At 63.0% G+C, this 17227-nt stretch carries 13 protein-coding genes and 1 tRNA gene; 3 read left to right on the top strand and 11 right to left on the bottom strand.

What is annotated here, in order from left to right; translation table 11 throughout:
* Positions 1–98: 98 nt before the first annotated feature.
* A complete protein-coding gene (locus AC0L2D_RS05930) occupies positions 99–3881 on the bottom strand; it encodes a PAS domain S-box protein (protein WP_224621457.1) in 3783 nt (1260 codons plus the stop codon).
* Between the two features lie 248 nt (positions 3882–4129).
* Here AC0L2D_RS05930 and AC0L2D_RS05925 point away from each other — a divergent pair, with 248 nt between their 5' ends.
* Together AC0L2D_RS05925 and AC0L2D_RS05920 are read left to right on the top strand one after the other, a co-directional pair.
* Positions 4130–4588: a phasin gene (locus AC0L2D_RS05925; RefSeq protein ID WP_013530255.1), complete on the top strand. Its 459-nt coding sequence runs from the start codon at positions 4130–4132 to the stop codon at positions 4586–4588.
* 369 nt (positions 4589–4957) lie between these two features.
* A tRNA-His gene (locus tag AC0L2D_RS05920) sits at positions 4958–5034 on the top strand.
* A 413-nt stretch (positions 5035–5447) separates the two neighbouring features.
* Here the strand turns inward: AC0L2D_RS05920 and lhgO are convergent.
* The 3 genes from lhgO to AC0L2D_RS05905 are packed head-to-tail and all read right to left on the bottom strand — an operon-like array spanning position 5448 to position 7452.
* Positions 5448–6641 (bottom strand): L-2-hydroxyglutarate oxidase, encoded by a 1194-nt coding sequence (gene lhgO / locus AC0L2D_RS05915; RefSeq protein WP_473540576.1) that lies wholly within the window; start codon positions 6639–6641, stop codon positions 5448–5450.
* A gap of 23 nt (positions 6642–6664) precedes the next feature.
* Positions 6665–6961: an ATP-binding cassette domain-containing protein gene (locus AC0L2D_RS05910; RefSeq protein WP_473540585.1), complete on the bottom strand. Its 297-nt coding sequence runs from the start codon at positions 6959–6961 to the stop codon at positions 6665–6667.
* Positions 6928–7452, bottom strand: a complete 525-nt coding sequence (locus AC0L2D_RS05905; protein ID WP_473540575.1) for an ATP-binding cassette domain-containing protein — start codon at positions 7450–7452, stop codon at positions 6928–6930. Before AC0L2D_RS05905 ends, AC0L2D_RS05910 begins: the two co-directional genes overlap by 34 nt.
* Between AC0L2D_RS05905 and AC0L2D_RS05900 the strand changes: the two genes are divergently transcribed.
* Positions 7433–8779, top strand: a complete 1347-nt coding sequence (locus AC0L2D_RS05900) for an NAD(P)/FAD-dependent oxidoreductase (protein ID WP_473540574.1) — start codon at positions 7433–7435, stop codon at positions 8777–8779. The genes AC0L2D_RS05905 and AC0L2D_RS05900 overlap by 20 nt on opposite strands.
* 56 nt (positions 8780–8835) lie before the next feature.
* On the opposite strand, the gene AC0L2D_RS05895 is transcribed toward AC0L2D_RS05900, so the two are convergent.
* The 7 genes from AC0L2D_RS05895 to AC0L2D_RS05865 form a co-directional block, all read right to left on the bottom strand.
* Positions 8836–10104, bottom strand: a complete 1269-nt coding sequence (locus AC0L2D_RS05895) for a D-tagatose-bisphosphate aldolase, class II, non-catalytic subunit (protein ID WP_473540573.1) — start codon at positions 10102–10104, stop codon at positions 8836–8838.
* On the bottom strand, positions 10104–11090 hold the full coding sequence (locus AC0L2D_RS05890; protein WP_473540572.1) for a tagatose kinase: 987 nt from the start codon (positions 11088–11090) through the stop codon (positions 10104–10106). Before AC0L2D_RS05890 ends, AC0L2D_RS05895 begins: the two co-directional genes overlap by 1 nt.
* 37 nt (positions 11091–11127) lie before the next feature.
* A complete protein-coding gene (locus AC0L2D_RS05885) occupies positions 11128–12345 on the bottom strand; it encodes an ROK family transcriptional regulator (RefSeq protein WP_063172821.1) in 1218 nt (405 codons plus the stop codon).
* A 171-nt stretch (positions 12346–12516) separates the two neighbouring features.
* The gene (locus AC0L2D_RS05880; protein WP_063170467.1) at positions 12517–13530 is read right to left on the bottom strand and encodes a substrate-binding domain-containing protein; all 1014 of its coding nucleotides are present in this window, start codon (positions 13528–13530) and stop codon (positions 12517–12519) included.
* Positions 13531–13574: 44 nt separating this feature from the next.
* Positions 13575–14543, bottom strand: coding sequence for an ABC transporter permease (locus tag AC0L2D_RS05875; protein ID WP_032898845.1), 969 nt, complete (start codon positions 14541–14543; stop codon positions 13575–13577).
* Positions 14544–14574: 31 nt separating this feature from the next.
* A complete protein-coding gene (locus AC0L2D_RS05870) occupies positions 14575–16098 on the bottom strand; it encodes a sugar ABC transporter ATP-binding protein (RefSeq protein WP_337122732.1) in 1524 nt (507 codons plus the stop codon).
* A gap of 61 nt (positions 16099–16159) precedes the next feature.
* Entirely contained in the window at positions 16160–17047 is an 888-nt protein-coding gene (locus AC0L2D_RS05865; protein WP_473540571.1) for a sugar phosphate isomerase/epimerase family protein, read from the bottom strand.
* Positions 17048–17227: the final 180 nt, after the last annotated feature.

Raw genomic sequence — 17227 nt, 5'->3', positions numbered from 1 at the left:
GAATTCGCTCAAGCCCCCGTTGTGACAGCAATCCCATCTCTTAAGGCGCCTTTGGGCGCCTTTTTCTTTTTATCGGGATCGAAGCGTGGAGGGCTGATCTATTCCGCAAGGACACGGGTCGATGGAAAAGCCACCTCGACCAAGGTGCCTTCGCCCGGTGTCGAATTGATGGTGAACCGGGCACGGTTGGCTTCCACCATCGCTTTGGTCAAAGGCAGTCCAAGCCCGGTGCCGTCGCCGCGTCCGCGCTTCAGCGCGTTGATCTGCTTGAACGGCTTCAGCGCCTGCTCGATCTCGGCATGGCTCATGCCGATGCCGGTGTCGCGCACCCGCATGACGACGTCGCCCGACGTCTCATAGGCGGTCGAGACGATCACCTGGCCGCCGGCCTGGGTGTAGCGGATGGCATTCGACAGGATGTTGAGCGCGATCTGGCGCACGCTGCGCAGGTCCGCCACCACTTCCGGCAGCCGCGAAGCGAAGCTGGAGCGGATGATGACCCGTTCGCGATTGGCCTGCGGCTGCATCATCGCCACCGTCTCGGCCAGCGTGTCGTTGAGCGACACCGCCTCATAGGCCATCTCCTGCTGGCCGGCCTCGATCTTGGAGATATCGAGCAGGTCGTTGACCAGGTCGAGCACATGATTGCCCGAGCGGTTGATGTCGCGCAGATAGTCGCGGTAGCGGTCGTTGGCGACAGGTCCGAACTTCTCGTCGACCATCAGTTCGGAAAAGCCGATGATGGCGTTGAGCGGGGTGCGGATCTCGTGGCTGATGCGGGCGAGGAAATCGGTCTTCTGCGAGGACGCGCGCTCGGCCACCGCACGTGCCTGCGTCAAGTCCTCTTCGGCCCGCTTCCACTGCGTGATATCGCGAACGACGGCGCAGAAGCCGCTGTCGTTGGGCAGCCGGCCGATGGTCATGAACAGCGGAATGAAGCGGCCTTGCGATTCGCGCCCGATAACCTCGCGGCCGTCGTTCATGACACTCGCCACGCCGGGCTCGGACAGTCCGTTGAGATAGTCGCGTGCCGCGCGCTGGCTTTCGATGGCAAACAGCGAGGCGAACGGCTTGCCGGTCACATCGTCGCTGTCGAAGCCGAACAGTGCTTCGGCCGGCCGGCTGATCGATCGGATGGTGCCGTCACGGCCGATCAGCACGACGCCGTCGGTGGCGGTGTCGATAATGGTGCGCATCTCGGCGATGCGCGCCTTGAGCTCGGAAATATCCGGCTGCGTCTGCTCGTCGCCAACCACATGCAGGCTCGCCGGCGCATCATCCTCGCCGGAGCGTCGCACGACCAGCATCAGCGCCTTGCCGTCGCGCCAGGGGACAGAGCGCAAAATGGCCTCGATCGGGAATTCCTGTCCATCACGCGTCTTCAGCCGCAGCGCGCGATCGGTGCCGTCGGAAACGCCGTCGTCGGCATAGGGGTCGGCAAACAACGCGCCGAGGCCGCCGGCATCCGCCAGATCGTCGAGCGCCTCGTAGCCGGTCAGGCTGAGGAATTCCTCGTTCGCATAGTGCAACTGGTCTCCGGAATGGATGAGCAGCGGCACGGGCAGCTTACCGAGCAGCGACGTGTCCGGGGCCTTGTGTTCATCTCCCGCGGAAAACGCCGAAGGCACGAACCCTTCGGCCTTGAGCGGCGGAACCTGCAGGCGAGGGCGCTCGACGCGTATTTCCGCAGCGTCGCCTGCATTGACGGCTTGCTCGGCAACCGCCTGCTCGTCAGGCGATGCGGCTTCCTCGTCGGGCTGCGCCCAATCCTCGCTGTCTTCGGCATCGCGAAAATCTGCTGACGTCATGCTGTCGTCATCGAGGACGTCATGTGTCGCGTCAGTGGCTTCAGGCTCTTCGCCGGGCGAAACCGCAGCGGTGTTCTCTGGTTCCGCCGCCCCGGGGCCACGTTCGTCATCTTGGCCGGCATAGTCCAGCAACGAGCCCGTCACATTCATCCCAGGGGGGGCTTCACGAGCCGCTTCGTCCGGGTGACCGTCAAGCCGTGCCAGATCCTGCTCGTCTTCGGCATCGACATCGGTCTCGGATGGCTCGACCGGTTCGTTCTCTGGCCCTGACGCAGGGGTGCCGCCGGTGCGCATCGGGTCGTCGGACGCCTTGACCGGAGCCTCGGTCTCCGCTGCCGACGCCTCAGCAGTCTCAGTCTCTGGTGGCTCGACCGGAGCACTCTCCTTCTTCAGCCGCTCGCCGATTTCGCGGAAGGCGCTGCGTTCCAGGGTCGAGAGGCCCTTGTCGTTGGCTGGCTGCCGATGTTCGGCGAGCCGGATCACCTTGTCGGCAAAGCGCCGCTCCTGTTTCGGCACGATGGTCAGCGCCGGCACCTCGCCCTTGAACGGATCCGATGCCTGAGCGTCCTCGGCCCTGGGCTCCTCAGCCTTCGGCTGTTCGAGCGCGGGTTGGATGACTTGCGGTTCCGGCGTTGCCGGCGCCCGGCCATTGGGCACCAGCGCCATGCCGATGGCCTCCGGATCGACGACCGCGTCGCTGGCGCGGGCGACGCCGAAGCCGCGGAAACCCTCGAAGGCGCGGCTGCGGCCATAGACAGGCAGCGCCGCCAGGTCAACGGGTATCTTCAGATCGGTGCCGACGACCGGCCACAGCACCGAGCGTCCGGACCAGGTATCGCGCCGTTCGAGGAGCCCCGATATCTCGCCCGAGGGGTCGAGGCCGAATGTGGCGGCGACATCCCTGAAGCGTCGGCCAATCACGTCGGCCGCCGGCTTGCCGACGATGTCGGCGAATTCCGGCGACAGCGCGCTGAACTTGCCTTCGGCATCGGTGCGCCAGACGAAGCGCACCGGCGCCGCTGCGCGGTCTATCGCCGAGACGGTCGTCGGCGTGGCCGCGGAGGTGGACTGGACTTCCAGGGCCGCCGGTTCTTGAGGCGCTTCAGGTCCGGACGCAGCTGGTCGCGGCGCCTGTTCCCCTCCGTCCTCGCCGGCGTTGAAGTACCAATGGTCGTGTTGCGCCGGTGTGGGCTCTGCTGCCGCCTGATCGCTATTGGCAGCCGTCGGCGCCTGCCCGATCGCGTCGGTGATCGCATGCGGCTGCGATGCGGCGACGTCCTCGGTCGGCAGTGCGGCGCCTGGTTCCTCGGTCGGTGTCTCGCGACCCTGTTCCGGCTGCGAAGCCGCATCGCCAGCTGGTGCCGCCTCGGCAATGGTTTGCGTGAGGTGTTCGCCCGCAGGGGCTGTGTCGTCGAGCTGGTCCTCGTCGATCACCACCAGCAGATGCCGCTCCTCGGTCAATCTTGCCAGACCTGCCGGGTAGGAGGCCGTGCCGCCCGGGACAAGGCGCTTGACGATGCGGTCGCTCTCGGCTGCGACGTCGGCAACCAGTGCTGCCAGCGTCTCCGGCCGGATGCCCAGTGCCGAAAATCCTTCCGAGGCCGCCTCGACGTTGCCCCTGGCATCGACAAAGGCGATGAAATGACCATCCTCGGTGAAGCCGCTAATGGCGCGCGCGGCGATTTCGCCGGCACTGCGTGACCCTGTCTGAGCCGCCGGCACTGCCAGCATGATCGCCTTCTCGGCGTCCGGCATGGTCACCGCACTGGCCAGGAAGCCGACGGCGCGGCTGGTCATGCCGGTCGCCAGCCGCACCATGATGGCGCGGTCGCTGCCAATCTCGGGAAATCCACTGGTCGCCATGATCTGGCGCCTGGCGATCACGGGCAACTGCGCCGAGGCGCCTATGATCGCCTCGATGTCGGGATAACCGAACATCGCGGCTCCTGGCCCATTGGCCCAGATCACCTGCTCCAGATCCGCCGACAGGATCGCGATCGCGTCGCCTGCGGCAAAGCGCTGGCGGACCGCGTCGAGCACGGCGACATCGAGGAAGGAATATTCGGACGGCATGCGCTTGGCGGACCTCACGGAGCGGCGATTTTGCAGTTAACGCTTTGTTAATAAAAGCCGGAGGCGCGAAGGTCCACAAGCCAGAACGTGCAAAGGCTGGAATCTGGGCTCTTGGTTAATGGCCCAAAAGAAATTTATGGTGCACTGCAACAAAGATATTGCAATGCACAAAATTTGCCTTTATATTGCCATCATACATGAACGAGACGGCTTTCTGTCAAAGCCGCTGCCGCTGAAAAGGATGGAAAATGTCCAGGACCAAGACCGCCGAGACGATCGAAAACGTTGAATTCCCGAGCTTCGACGCTTCCAAGGCGACTGACCAGATTCGCGCTTTCGCCGAAAAGGGCGTTGAGCAGTCGAAAGAGGCTTATGCCAAGCTGAAGACCGGCGCCGAGGAGACCCAGAAGGCTCTGGAGTCGACCTACGAGACCGCCAAGACCGTTTCCAACGACCTGTCGCTCAAGACCATCTCCGCTTTGCGTGCCAATGCCGAGGCCGGTTTTTCCCACCTCGAAGCCCTGATCGGCGCCAAGTCGCTGTCGGAAGTCGTCGAGCTGCAGACCGCCTTCCTGCGCAAGCGCGTCGAATCGACCGTCGAGCAGGCCAAGGACTTCCAGGCCGTTGCCTCCAAGGCCGCCGAGGACGTCTCCAAGCCGATCAAGACCGCCTTCGAGAAGGCGATGAAGGAAATCAAGGTTGCCTAACATTTGCGCATGATCTGAAGATGCAACAAAAGGTCGCATTTTCTTAAAAACGATCAGGTGTATGATGGCAGCCATCAAGGAATACCCGGTGAGTGGAACCTCCTCCCTCTGCTCCCCGGGGTGACCAGCCAGCACCTCCTCCCGCTGGCTCGTAACAGGAAAAGGCCGGCACCTCCTCCCGCCGGCCTTTTTCTTTGTCCGTCGCCTGGTCCTTGCCTGCGCCTTCTTGCTGGGCGAATGCCGCGCCGATGTTGGGAAGTGACCTTTGCTTTCCAAAAGCCTTGAATTAGAATCCATAAGCCCGTAAGGACGCATCGCCGAACGACAGAGCGGCGGATGAGTTTCTGTTTCGATCCGCTCAGGCAACGTGCCGTTGTAGCTCAGATGGTTAGAGCGCCGGATTGTGGATCCGGAGGTCGCTGGTTCGATCCCAGCCAACGGTACCATAAATAGCGACATAATTTCAAAGACTTAAAGGCTTCTGGTTAGCTGGGCTGGCTTGGGTGTCGGTGCGTCCTATGGACGTGTACCATTCTGGTGCCATAGGGAGGCCGTCCAGCTATGACGGTCGACAAAATGGCGGTCAGCCGGGAGCGAACCCTGCCAATGACGTCAGCCGTCGTTTCGCCTGAGATCTTTGCGCAGCCAAAAAAGCCGTCGTCCACACGGAACCTTTGCTTGCGGAAACCGCAGGCCAAGTTGCTGCCCTTTCGCCGGGAGCGGGATTGCTGGCCTGGTGGTGCGCCGATCTGGTTCCGACGCAAAAGCTGCGTTGGCCGCGGCCGGTGCCCTAATTCCCTTCTTGGCCAAGACGGATACTCCAGCGTTCAGTTGGGCTCCAGTGTGTACCGCCTCATTTTCAGCAGCCCTGTATGAGGCGATCTCGAATCATCTCTGCAATCGGGATCGCCGAGGTGGCGGCGGGGGAAGGCGCGTTGCAGACGTGCAGCATGCGGTCCGTTTGTGCGAACAGGAAATCATGGATGAGGGCACCGTCCTTGCGCACGGCTTGCGCGCGGATGCCTGCTTCGTGCGGGAGCAGGTCGGCGAGCTCGAGGCTCGGACAGTATTTCCGGCACTCCTCCAGATAGCCTGGCTTCCAGAGCGAGTTGCGGAGTTCCGTTACCGCAGATCCGCGGTTGGCGAACACGGTTTTCCAGAAGCCGGGAAACAGCGCGTAGTCGGCCATGTCCGAAACATTGAACGAAAGCCGTGGATAGCCTTCGCGGGCAAAACCGATAACGGCATTCGGCCCGACCGTGACGCTGCCGTCGATCATCCGCGTCAGGTGCACGCCAAGGAAGGGCAGGGCTGGATCCGGGACGGGATAGATCAGATGGCGGACAATGTCGTTCTTCGATGCGGGAAGGCGATAGTATTCGCCGCGGAAGGGAACGATGCGATGCTCGATCGAAAGCCCGGCGAGCACGGCCAGCCGGTCCGATTGGAGACCGCCGCAGACCACCAGTTTTTTCGCCTGCCAGTTTTCGCCGGCCGACGCGATATCGACGGAATCGATGACTTCGCGAATGCCGGTGACGCGCGTCGACAGGCGGATCTCGCCGCCAAGCGCCCTAATGCGCCGCCCCATGGCTTGGCAGACATCGGCATAGCTGACGATGCCGGTCGAGGCCACGAAAAGCGCGCCGAGACCGCGGATGTTCGGTTCCCGCTCCTTCAATTCACCCTCGCTGACGCGCCGGACTTCAATCGTGTTCTGCTTCGAGCGTTCGTGGAGCGCCTCCATGCGCTGCACTTCGAGTGCGGAGGTGGCGACGAGCAGTTTGCCGCAGACATCGAAGCGGATGCCGTTCTCCTGGCAGAAGGCCTTGGTGGCATCCGCGCCCTTGCGGCAGAGCTCGGCCTTCAGGCTGCCTGGCGGATAGTAGATGCCGGCATGGATGACACCACTGTTGTGGCCGGTCTGGTGCTTGCCGAGAGCCTCCTCTTTCTCCAACAGGATCAGGCTGCAGCCGGGATATGTTTCCAGCAGCCGCATGGCCGTCGCCAGGCCGACGATGCCGCCGCCGATGACGCAGTAGTCGAAAACCATTGTTGTAGCCCTTGCCTGCCCGATTATGCGTGCGCCGTCTGACGATCGCCATAGCCGAAATAGGCCTCTTCCAGCGCATGCCCGTCGGCAAGCTCGCTTGCCGAACCCTCCAGCGCGTTATGGCCGTTGCGCGGCACGTAGACGCGGGAAGCGAGGTCGAGAATGCGAGCGGTGGACCGTTCGACGACGAGCAGGGTCAGCCCGCTGGCGTTAAGCTGGCGGAGGCTTTCGTAGACCTGGTCGATCACCAGCGGCGCAAGGCCAAGCGACGGTTCATCGATCATCATCAGCGACGGGCGCTGCAGGATGGCGCGGGCGATGGCAAGCTGCTGCTGCTCGCCGCCGGAAAGGTGGCCGGCAACGCCGCGGTAGCGGGTCCTGAGGATCGGAAGATTTCCAGAACCCGTTCCAGATCGGCGGCCGCTTCGGCCTTGTCCTTGCGGATCATGCCGCCGAGCAGCAGGTTTTCCCGCACCGTCAGTGTCCGGAAGATACTGCGGCCTTCCGGCACCAGTGCCAGGCCCTTCCGGCATAGCTTTTCCGGCGCCTGGCCGGCGATCGACTCGCTGTTGAAGGCAAGCGTGCCCCCGGTCGGCGCCATGAGCCCGGAAATTGATTTCAGAAGCGTGGATTTACCGGCGCCGCGATCTGGCCTCGTCGTTCCCGGCAAGCAGCAGCTGACGATCAATCTCCTCGCGTGGTATCGACATCTCACGGCGGCCAGATATCGCTGCCCTGATATCAAGTGCGTAGACCGGACGCCGCTGCGGAATACCAAAGGATAGTGCTCTTTGACAATCTTCCCCTTCACCGAAGCCACCCCGATCCAGTTCCAGCAGCCCCTGCCGAGGACCTCGGACGTCGTGATCATCGGCGGCGGGGTCATTGGCGTGACCACGGCACTGTTCCTGGCGCGGTGGAACGTCTCGGTGACGCTGCTGGAAAAGGGACGCATCGCCGCCGAGCAATCCTCGCGCAACTGGGGCTGGATCCGGCAGCAGGGCCGCGATGCCGACGAACTGCCGATCGTCATCGAAGCGCAGCGCCTCTGGCGGCAACTGGCGCAGGAATGTGGCGAGGACATAGGACTGAAGCAGACGGGCGTTACCTATCTTGCGCGAACAGACAAGGAGATGGCCGGTTTCGCGAAATTCCTGAAGATCGCCCAGGCTCATGGCGTCGACACGCGTCTCCTCGACCAGGGTGAGCTGGCAAGCCTGATCCCGGCCATGTCGCGACTGTTCAAAGGCGCAATGATCACTCCATCGGACATGCGGGCAGAACCTTGGGTCGCCGTGCCCGCGCTTGCTCGCCTGGCGGCCCGCGAAGGCGCGACGATCATCGAGAATTGCGCGGCACGTATGCTCGACATCTCCGCGGGACGCATCAGTGGCGTCTGGACCGAGAAAGGGCTCATCGCGGCCTCGAGCGTCCTCGTCGCCAGCGGCGCCTGGACGTCGCTGTTCCTGCGCGCCCACGGCATCTCGATTCCGCAGCTCAGCGTCAGGGCGACCGTCGCTGCGACAGCGCCGATGGCGGAAATCCACGCCGGTGCCGCCGCGGACGAACGCATCGCTTTCCGGCGCAGGCAGGATGGCGGGTACACGCTCGCATCGGGAGGCAGCAGCCAACTCTACATAGGGCCGGATGCATTTCGCCATGCAGGCAAATATGTCAGCGCCCTGATGGCCAATCCGTTCGGCACACGCTACCTGCCGGCCGCGCCGCGAGGCTACCCGGACGGCTGGTCGACCCCGCGCAGATGGAACGCGGATGAAGAAAGCCCTTTCGAACGGATGCGCGTCCTCAATCCGGCTCCCGAGACGTCGGCGCTCCGCGCCATCGACGGCGGGTTCAGGGAGCTTTTCCCTCAGTTCACGACTGTGCCGCTCAAGGCGAGCTGGGCGGGCATGATCGATGCGATGCCTGATGTCGTGCCCATCGTCGATCGCGCCGCTGCGATACCAGGCCTCGTTGTCGCGACCGGGATGAGTGGCCACGGCTTCGGCATAGGACCCGGAATGGGCCGCATTCTGTCCGATTTGATCCAGGGCAACGAGCCCGGGCACAATCTCAACAGGTTCCGTCAATCCCGTTTCAGCGACGGCAGCCCGATCCGATTGGGACCATCGCTGTAAGTATTTCTGCGGCCCGCCAGCCCATCCGCTCTGGCCTTGAAGAACCGGACGAGGGCTCAGGTGCCGCATGCCCGGGCGTAGATCTCGATGCTTCGCTGGACGTGATCGATCGCGATCTCCTCGACGTCGCAGCCGCGGGCGGCCCAAGCGAGCGCCGAAGGCAGGTGCTGGAGAAACAGCGTCACCGGCACCTTGCGGCCCTTCAACGCGTCGAAGAGCCGGTCGCAGGCGGCACGGGCTTGCGGGGTCGCCCAATAATATCGGATGCGATCGGAATAGGAGTAGTGGCGCAGCGTCCGTCTGTCGGCATCGCTGCCATGATAGTGGCTTGCCCAGTTCTTGGGCGCGGCTTGCATCAGCTCTTCCATGGCGTGGTAAAGCGGCCGCTCGCCATAGAAAGGCACCAGATCGGAAGCGATCAGGTCGAGCGCGTACAGCGCCTCGCGCAGTTTGAAGGTCAGCTCGGGGCCGACCTTGAGGATGGCGAAGCCGTCCTCGATGAGTTCACGCAGCGGCCTCTCGCCCTGATAGTCCGTCGAATGGGCTTCGAAAATGAGCGACGGCAATGTGTTCAGAGTTGCCGCCAGATCGCTGGCCTTGGTCCGATCGTAAAAAATCACATTCTGGTTGCCGAACTCCACGCCCGGCTGCACGACAAGCCCGATGACGCGGGAAAACGCGCTTTCAAGCCCGGCGGCCTGGAATGCTTTGGCGTGAATGGCATGTGTCTGGCGAGCCGCCTCCGGACTGGTCGGGGTGATCGCATCCAAAGCGTGATCGGCGCCACCGGGAGGCGGCACCTCCGTCCCGATGATGTAGACCGGGCTTGCCCCGCCGCTCTGCGCGGCCGCCTGTTCCGCGACGCCCGCCATTCTGGCTGCGCGCTCGGCCACCGTATGGTCGTCTAGCGTCGCCGGTTCACCCGCGCAGCCCATCGATGCATCGAGATGGATCTTGCGGAAGCCGGCGCGGACATAAGCATCGACCATTGTCCCGGCCTGCGCCATCGCCTCCTCGGCGGGCCGGTCTTTCCAGGGATTGGGACCGAGATGATCCCCGCCAAGCACGATCAGCTCTGTCGGGCACTGCTCGACTGCCGCGAGCGCTTTCACCATCGCCGCGAAATCGGACGGCGTCATGCCCGTATAACCGCCCAGATGATTGACCTGGTTGCACGTCGCTTCGATCAGGACGGTGGTGCCGGTTTCCCGGCCGTGGCGCAGTGCAGCTTTGAGCACCAACGGGTGTGCCGAACACACCGAGGTCACCCCGATTTTCTTGCCTTCCCTGTGCAGGGCCGGCACATCTTCGATCGCCACACGCATCAGCTTCTTCTCGCCGTTCTTGCCATGAAATCTTCCAGTTCGGCCCGCGTGCCGGCTCCCTCCATGGGACCGAGGCGTGTGACGTTGCGCGCCCCTGCCGCGTTGGCGAATTCGAGCGAAGTCCGCAGCGGCATCCCCAACCGCCGGCATGCGACATAGGCTCCGCCGAAACAGTCGCCGGCGCCGGTGGGGTCCGTTTCCTCGACGATGAGGCCGGGACAATCGGCACTGGCGCCCGTGCTTTGACGGGCTGACGCGCCATGTTCGCCACGCTTCACGGCGATCTCCTTGACCCCTCGTTTGAACAGCGCCTCGATTGCGCGTTCCTCGCCATCCATGCCGGCGGCCAGGAACAATTCATTGCCCGACGGCAGCAGCAGGTCCGCTTTGTCCACCAGGCTCGCGAATTTCTCCTCGGTCTGGCCGTGCGCCAGCAATTCTTTGCGCAGGTTCGGATCGAGCGACATGGTGCCGCCGCGTGCCTTGATCAGCGGGATCGCGCGTTCGGTGATCGCCCAGGCCGCGGGGCTTGCGAACACCGTTCCCATGACGTGGATATGCCCGCAACGCGCGATCAGCGCCTCGACCTGCGGGGTCCATTCCAGTCGAGCGGCGGCGGATTTGGCGATGTTGTAGACGAAATCGCGGCTTCCGTCCGTGCGGTAGCGGACAAAGGCGCTGCCCGTCGGATAATCCGCGGAAACAGCGATGGCGGAAGTGTCTACGCCGTCTCGCTTCAGGCGCTCCATGTTGACCGCGCCGAAATCGTCGTCGCCCACCACGCCCACCATCGCGGCCGCTCCGCCCATACGCGCGCATTGATCGATGAAGATGGCGGGCGCGCCGCTCGGAAAGGGGCCAATGAGGTCGATCGGTTCCCGGAAACCGGTGCCTGTCTGCCTCGCGACGATCTCTACCAGGATTTCTCCAATCGTCACGGTTGGCCCGAACGAGTCCGGTGCAAGCGTTTGGGGGAGGTCGTTCATCAAGCGTCCAATCCTGGGTGTGGTGTCGTTTGCGGTTTCACGACGCCGAGGCGTCTGGACCGGAAACCGCGTCCTTGTTGAGCATCTGGTTGTCGAGCGACATGAAGCGCTGATGCATCATGCAAGCGGCTCCGAAGGCAGCTCCATAGATGGCGCTCTCGTTGAAAACGATCTCGGGGATAGGAAAGGTCGCGGCCTGGAGCTCGCGGATATGCGCGTCGACCCGTGCGGCGACCAATGGATACAATTCCGCGACGGACCCGCCCAGCACGATGCGGTTCGGGTCGATCAGCCGCGAGATCTGCACGACTGCAAATGCGAACAAGACAGCCCATTCTTCGGCGAGCTGCACCGCTTGAGGAACACGATCGCGGACGTCACGCAGGAACAAGTCCAAGTCGGCGTCCGGCCTGTACTGGCGATAGGATGACAGGATGCGGTCGCGCCCGAAGGCCTGCTCCAGATTCCGGTATGTCGGGTTCCGTGTCTTGAGGTGGCCGACTTCTCCGGCCAGGCCATTGCCGCCGCGGAACAACTTGCCATCGATCACAATTCCGCCACCGACGCCGTTCTCGATGACCATGAAGAAGGTGACGCCGCTCGCCGCTTCCGGCTGGCTGTATGTGATGCCGATGCCGAATGCGTTGCCGTCATTTTCCGCGGATACCGGAATCTCGGCCGGAAGAAGGCTGCGGGCAAGGCCTGTGAGATCGACATTGCGCCACCCCAGGATCGGTGCGACGTGGATGAAACCATCCTGGTTCATTTGTCCGGGCACCGCGATGCCGATGCCCTGACATCGCGCCAGGCTATCCTTCCGCATCTCGAGAAACACCTGTTCGATCGCCATGTGGACCGCGGCCTCCGGATCGCTGTCATGTCCTTCGAAGCGCGTCATGGCGCTGCGAACGATCTTGCCCGCGAGATCGATCTCGACGCATGTCATATGTTCGACACCGATCTCTATGCCGGCGAAGAAAACGGCTTCAGGCACGATTTCCACGAGGATACCCGGTCTTCCGGCCCTGGGCTGGCCCGCCGGATTCGCGATATCGTTCTCCGCCACTTCGCGAACGAGTCCGGCCTCGACCAACTCCAGGACGATATTGCCGGCGGACGAGCGGTTGACCCCCATATGCCTGGCGAGATCGGCCCGGCTCAAAGGGCCGAAGCGGTGGAGCGCGTTCAGCGTCGCTACCGAATTGCTCTGGCGGATCCTGCGAGGCGAGCTGCTGGCGAAGGTTACATGGTTCATGGCGGACTCCGCATGTTCGTTCCCAGCCTATACTTCACCCGAGCTTGTTTTTCCTCCGGCAACGCAAAGTCCTCAAAAGAATGAACCGCCTGATGTCGGAAGCAAGCAATTCCCGTTGCGCCGGACGCGAAGGAGAATGCCGCGAGCGAGCGGCATCCTCCTGTTGGAGCGTCAATTGCCGACAAGCACCTTGTCGACATTCTCGGAGGTCACCGCCAGCCACGGCACGTAGTAATGCTGGTCCTTGCCGTCGTTCCAGGCGAGCTTGCCGCCGTTTACGTCCCAGACAGCCGCGCGCGGCTTGTAGCTGTCGCCGACGATCTTGTGCAGCGCGAGGTCGATCGCCCCTTGCGCCTGTCCGTTGGCATCCTGGAGGATGGACATCGACTGTTCGCCACGCTTGACGGCTTCAAGCGCGTCCTTGATGCCGTCCACGCCGGCGACCGGAACCGTCTTGGGATCCAGGCCGTGGTTGCGGATGCCCTCGATGGCGCCGACGGCCATCTCGTCGTTTTCGGCCAGGACGCCCTGGATCGCATCGCCATGCGAGGTCAGGAAATTCTCCATCAGCGTGATGGCCTCGGCGCGTGACCAGTTGGCGGTGTTCTGCTCCAGGATGGTCACTCCGGGATTTTCCTTCAGCACCTTCTGGATCCCTTCAAGCCGCTGTACCTGGGCCGACTGGCCCAGCATCCCTTCCAGGATCACGACCTTGGCCTGCGGGCCGGCCTTGTCGATCACCGCCTTGGCCAGCATTTCGCCGGCCTCGACATCGTTGGAATTGATGTAGGCGTCGTAGAGCGCGGTGTTGGAAACCATCGTGTTGGAGCCGAACACCGGGATGCCGGCTGCCTTCGCGCGCTCGATCGGTTCATTGCCGGCGTCGATGTCGACCGGGATGAAGATGATCGCGTCGTATTTTTCGGTGATGGCTGTGTCGAACAGGTTCGACTGCGTCAGCACGTCCTGGCGACCGTCGAGAACTGTCAGCGCGGCGGTACCGTCCGCAAGCGCGGGGTGCGCCTTGGCGGCATCGGCCCACAGAACATTGTACTCGGTGTTGAGGCTCTGGACGATCGCCGCGATCTTCAACGTCTTGGCGTCGGCCGAACTCCCCCCGAACACCATGCCTGCAAGGGCAAGGCCGGCCGCTGCTCCCATCAGGAAGCGTCTTGTCGTTTTCATGTGCATTTCCTCCATGTTGCGTGCGGCCGCGCCGCTTGCGCCTGTTACTCTCTCCCGGCTCGGGAGCGGTCGATCAGCACCGCGAGGACGATGATCGAACCCTTGATGATCTGCTGGTAGTATGAGGACACCCCCATCAGATCGAGACCGTTGCTGATCATGCCGATGATCAGCACGCCCACCAGCGTATAGCCGATGCGGCCGATACCTCCGGTGAGGCTTGTTCCGCCGATGACCACCGCCGCGATGGCATCGAGTTCGTAGCCGATGCCCGCCTGTGGCAGGGCGGACGTGGTGCGGGCCGTCAGCATGACACCCGCGAGACCGGCCAGCGCGCCCATGATGACGTAAACCGAAAAGATGATGCCGGTGGTGTTGATGCCGCTCGTCTTTGCACTGCGCGGGTTTCCGCCCACCGCATAGACCCGTCTTCCGTAAATGGAGTAGCGCAGGACGATCGCCGCGACAGCGAAGACGACGGCGAAAATGATCACCGGTACCGGTATGCCGAGCACGAGACCCTGGCCGAGCCAGCGGAATTCGAGGCTGAGATTGGGAATCGGGCGGCCGCCGCTGTAAAGCAGCGTCGCGCCGCGCGCCACGCTCAGCATTCCGAGCGTGGCGACGAAGGCCGGCACCTTGAAGTAGGCGATCAGCCCGCCATTGACGGCGCCGCAAAGCGCGCCCACGGCGACGCCGGCCGCGACTGCTAGGAGCGGATTGAACGCATCCGCGCCGGTGACCAGGCTGGCCGCCACGGCGCCGGCCAGGGCCAGAAGCGAACCGATGGAGAGATCGATGCCGGCCGTCAGGATCACGAAGGTCATGCCGACAGCCAGCACACCGTTCATGGAGACCTGCCGCAGAACGTTCAGCAGATTGTTGGTGGACAGGAAGTTCGGCGACGCCAGCGACAACACGACGAACAGCAGGATAAACGAGATGACGATGCCATAACGGGCGATGAACTTTCCCAGGCTCATGCCGCTCATGCTTTGACTGGCGGATACCATTGGATTCTTCTCCACGAAATGGATCGTCTGGCTAGGAAGCCAGATGAACGAGGGTTTCCTGGGTGGCCTCGGGTCCGGCGACCTCGCCTGCGATGCGGCCCCGGCGAAAAACGACGATGCGATCCGCATTGGCGAGGATTTCGGGCACCTCGGACGAGATCATCAGCACGGCGTTTCCCGCCTTCACGAAATTGCCGAGGAAGGCATAGATCTCGCGCTTGGCGCCTTCGTCGACGCCGCGTGTCGGCTCGTCGCAGATCAGGATCCTGGGGTTGGTATCGACACAGCGCGCAAGGACAACCTTCTGCTGGTTGCCGCCGCTCAGGGATTGGACGGGCAGGTCCGGCGACGCCGTCTTGATGGAGAAGCGCTTGATGTGCTCGACCACGCTCCTGGCTTCCGCCGATCCGTTCATGAAGCCCTTGCGCGCATAATGCGGCAGGTTGGCCACGGTGATGTTGTGGGCGACCGACGCGGTCAGTGACAGGCCCGTCTGCTTGCGGTCCTCCGTGACCAGCGAAATGCCGGCGCCGATGGAATCGGCGGGCGTCTTGAGATCGATAGGCTTGCCCTCGATCAGCACCTGGCCGGAATCCCGCGGCTCGTTTCCGTAGAGCGCATTCACGAACTCGCTGCGACCGGAGCCGAGAAGCCCGTATATGCCGACGATCTCTCCCGCATGAACGGTCATGTCGATGTCGGCGAACTTTCCCTTCGATGCAAAGCCGCGGGCTTCGAGCAAGGGTTTTTGCGGGCCGGTATCCTTCGGTTCGCGATGATGGTCCAACAGGTCGCGGCCGACGATCGACCGGATCAGGCCCTTGCGGTCGATTTCGGAAATCGATCCGCCGCCTACGAAACGGCCGTCGCGGAAGACCGTATAATCGTCGGCGATCTCGAAGATCTCGGTCAGGCGGTGCGAGACATAAATGATGCCTACGCCCTCCGCGGTCAGAGTGCGGATCGCGTCGAACAGCATCTGCGCCTCGCGCTCGCCAATGGCCGAGGTAGGCTCGTCCATGATCAGGATGTCGCTGCGGCGGCTGATTGCCTTGGTGATCTCGACGAGTTGGGCCTGCGCGATCGAAAGATCGCGCAGCCGCGCACCAGCGGGGATGTTGAATTTCAACCGCGCCAGGATCGCCTCCGCGTCGCTTAGCATGCACTTGTCGTCGACGAAGAAGCGGCCGCGCCGCTGTTCCCGGCCGAGATAGAGGTTCTCGGCGACGGTCATGTCCAGGAAGGGGCTAAGCTCCTGGGTGATGATGGCGATACCCGCATCGAGCGCCTCGGCGGGGGAGGAGAAATTCACCTCCCGGCCTCTCACCGTGACGGATCCGGCGTCGCGCCGCAGCATCCCCATCAACACGCCGAGGAAAGTCGACTTGCCGGCACCGTTGCCACCGCACAAGGCATTGACCGTCCCGGCGCGCAACCGAATCCGCCCGTCGACCAGGGCGGGAACGCCTGCAAAGCTCTTCGCGACATTTTCGGCGCCGAGGAGAAGCGGCGCGGTGGCGCCGTTCTCGTTGGTGATAGCTTCGTTCTGCGTCATCTTCCCGTCCTCCTCGGGATGAGATGGCGCGGGCGCTTGTCGGCCCGCAGCCCTTTCGTCTTCAGGCAGCCTTGTTGATCTCGGCCCGGCGCACGGCTTCTTCCCAACGGCTTTCGATGAAAGCCTTGGCATGCGCGGCGAGCGGATTGTTGTCGGTCCAGGTGTCGCGCCAGATGCCGCACACACGCGACAGGGCTTCATCGACGATGGCGCTGGAGAAGCTCTCGAAGGTGACGTCGCGATTGTGGAAGCCAATGTCCACCAGCGCGGAAAAGATGCTCGCGAAATCGATCGTACCGGTGCCGAGATAGCCGCGGTAGTTCTCGTTGAAGTGGAAATAACCGAGCTTGTCCCCAGCCAGACGGATCGCTTCGGCCTGGCTCGCCTCTTCTATGTTCATGTGGAACGTGTCGAGATGCAGGAAGACGTCGTCGCGGCCGGTGTCCTTGATAAACTTCAGGCCTTGCGCGGTCGTGTTCAAGAGGTTGGACTCGAAGCGGTTCACCACTTCCAGAACGATCTGCACGCCGCTATCCCTGGCCACCTCGGCGGTCGCGGCGATGGCGTCGGCGCTGTTCATCCAGCCGGTTCGCGTGGGCAGCCCGTCATACTTGCCGTGCATCGAATAGAGAATGCCGCCCAATCGGATGCCGCCGATGTCGCGGACCGCCTTCACTGCGTCGGACAAGAGCGCCTTTCCCTTGGTGACCACGGACTTGTCCTCGCTCGAGACGTCCGCATCCGCCGACAGGCCCATGGTGACCACGATCTCGATGTCCAGTTCCTTGGCTTGCTTCGCCAGGCGGTCGAGGTCGAATTTCTCGGGCCGCAGATAAGCGAACTCGATCAGCCGGTAACCATGCTCCGCCGACTTGGCGAGCGCCATTTCCAGGCCCTCCTGGGTCATGCCGTTTGTCCAGACAAATGAATGGATACCAAGACGCCGCATTCAGATCCTCCGATGATTAAGTTTGCATGTTAAAGATACAAACTTGATCCTGAATGCCTAAAATTCAGCTTCGGCGCAAGAGGAATTCTGGCATTGGTCGGCGCGAGCCAATCATGCCGGATTAAAAAAATGCTGGAAAACAAATGGTTGAGAGGCATCATGGAGAAACGGGATATGCAG

Source organism: Mesorhizobium sp. WSM4833 (assembly GCF_055811095.1).
Note: the sequence above shows the minus strand (reverse complement) of the source record. Positions and strands in the feature narration are given on the sequence as shown.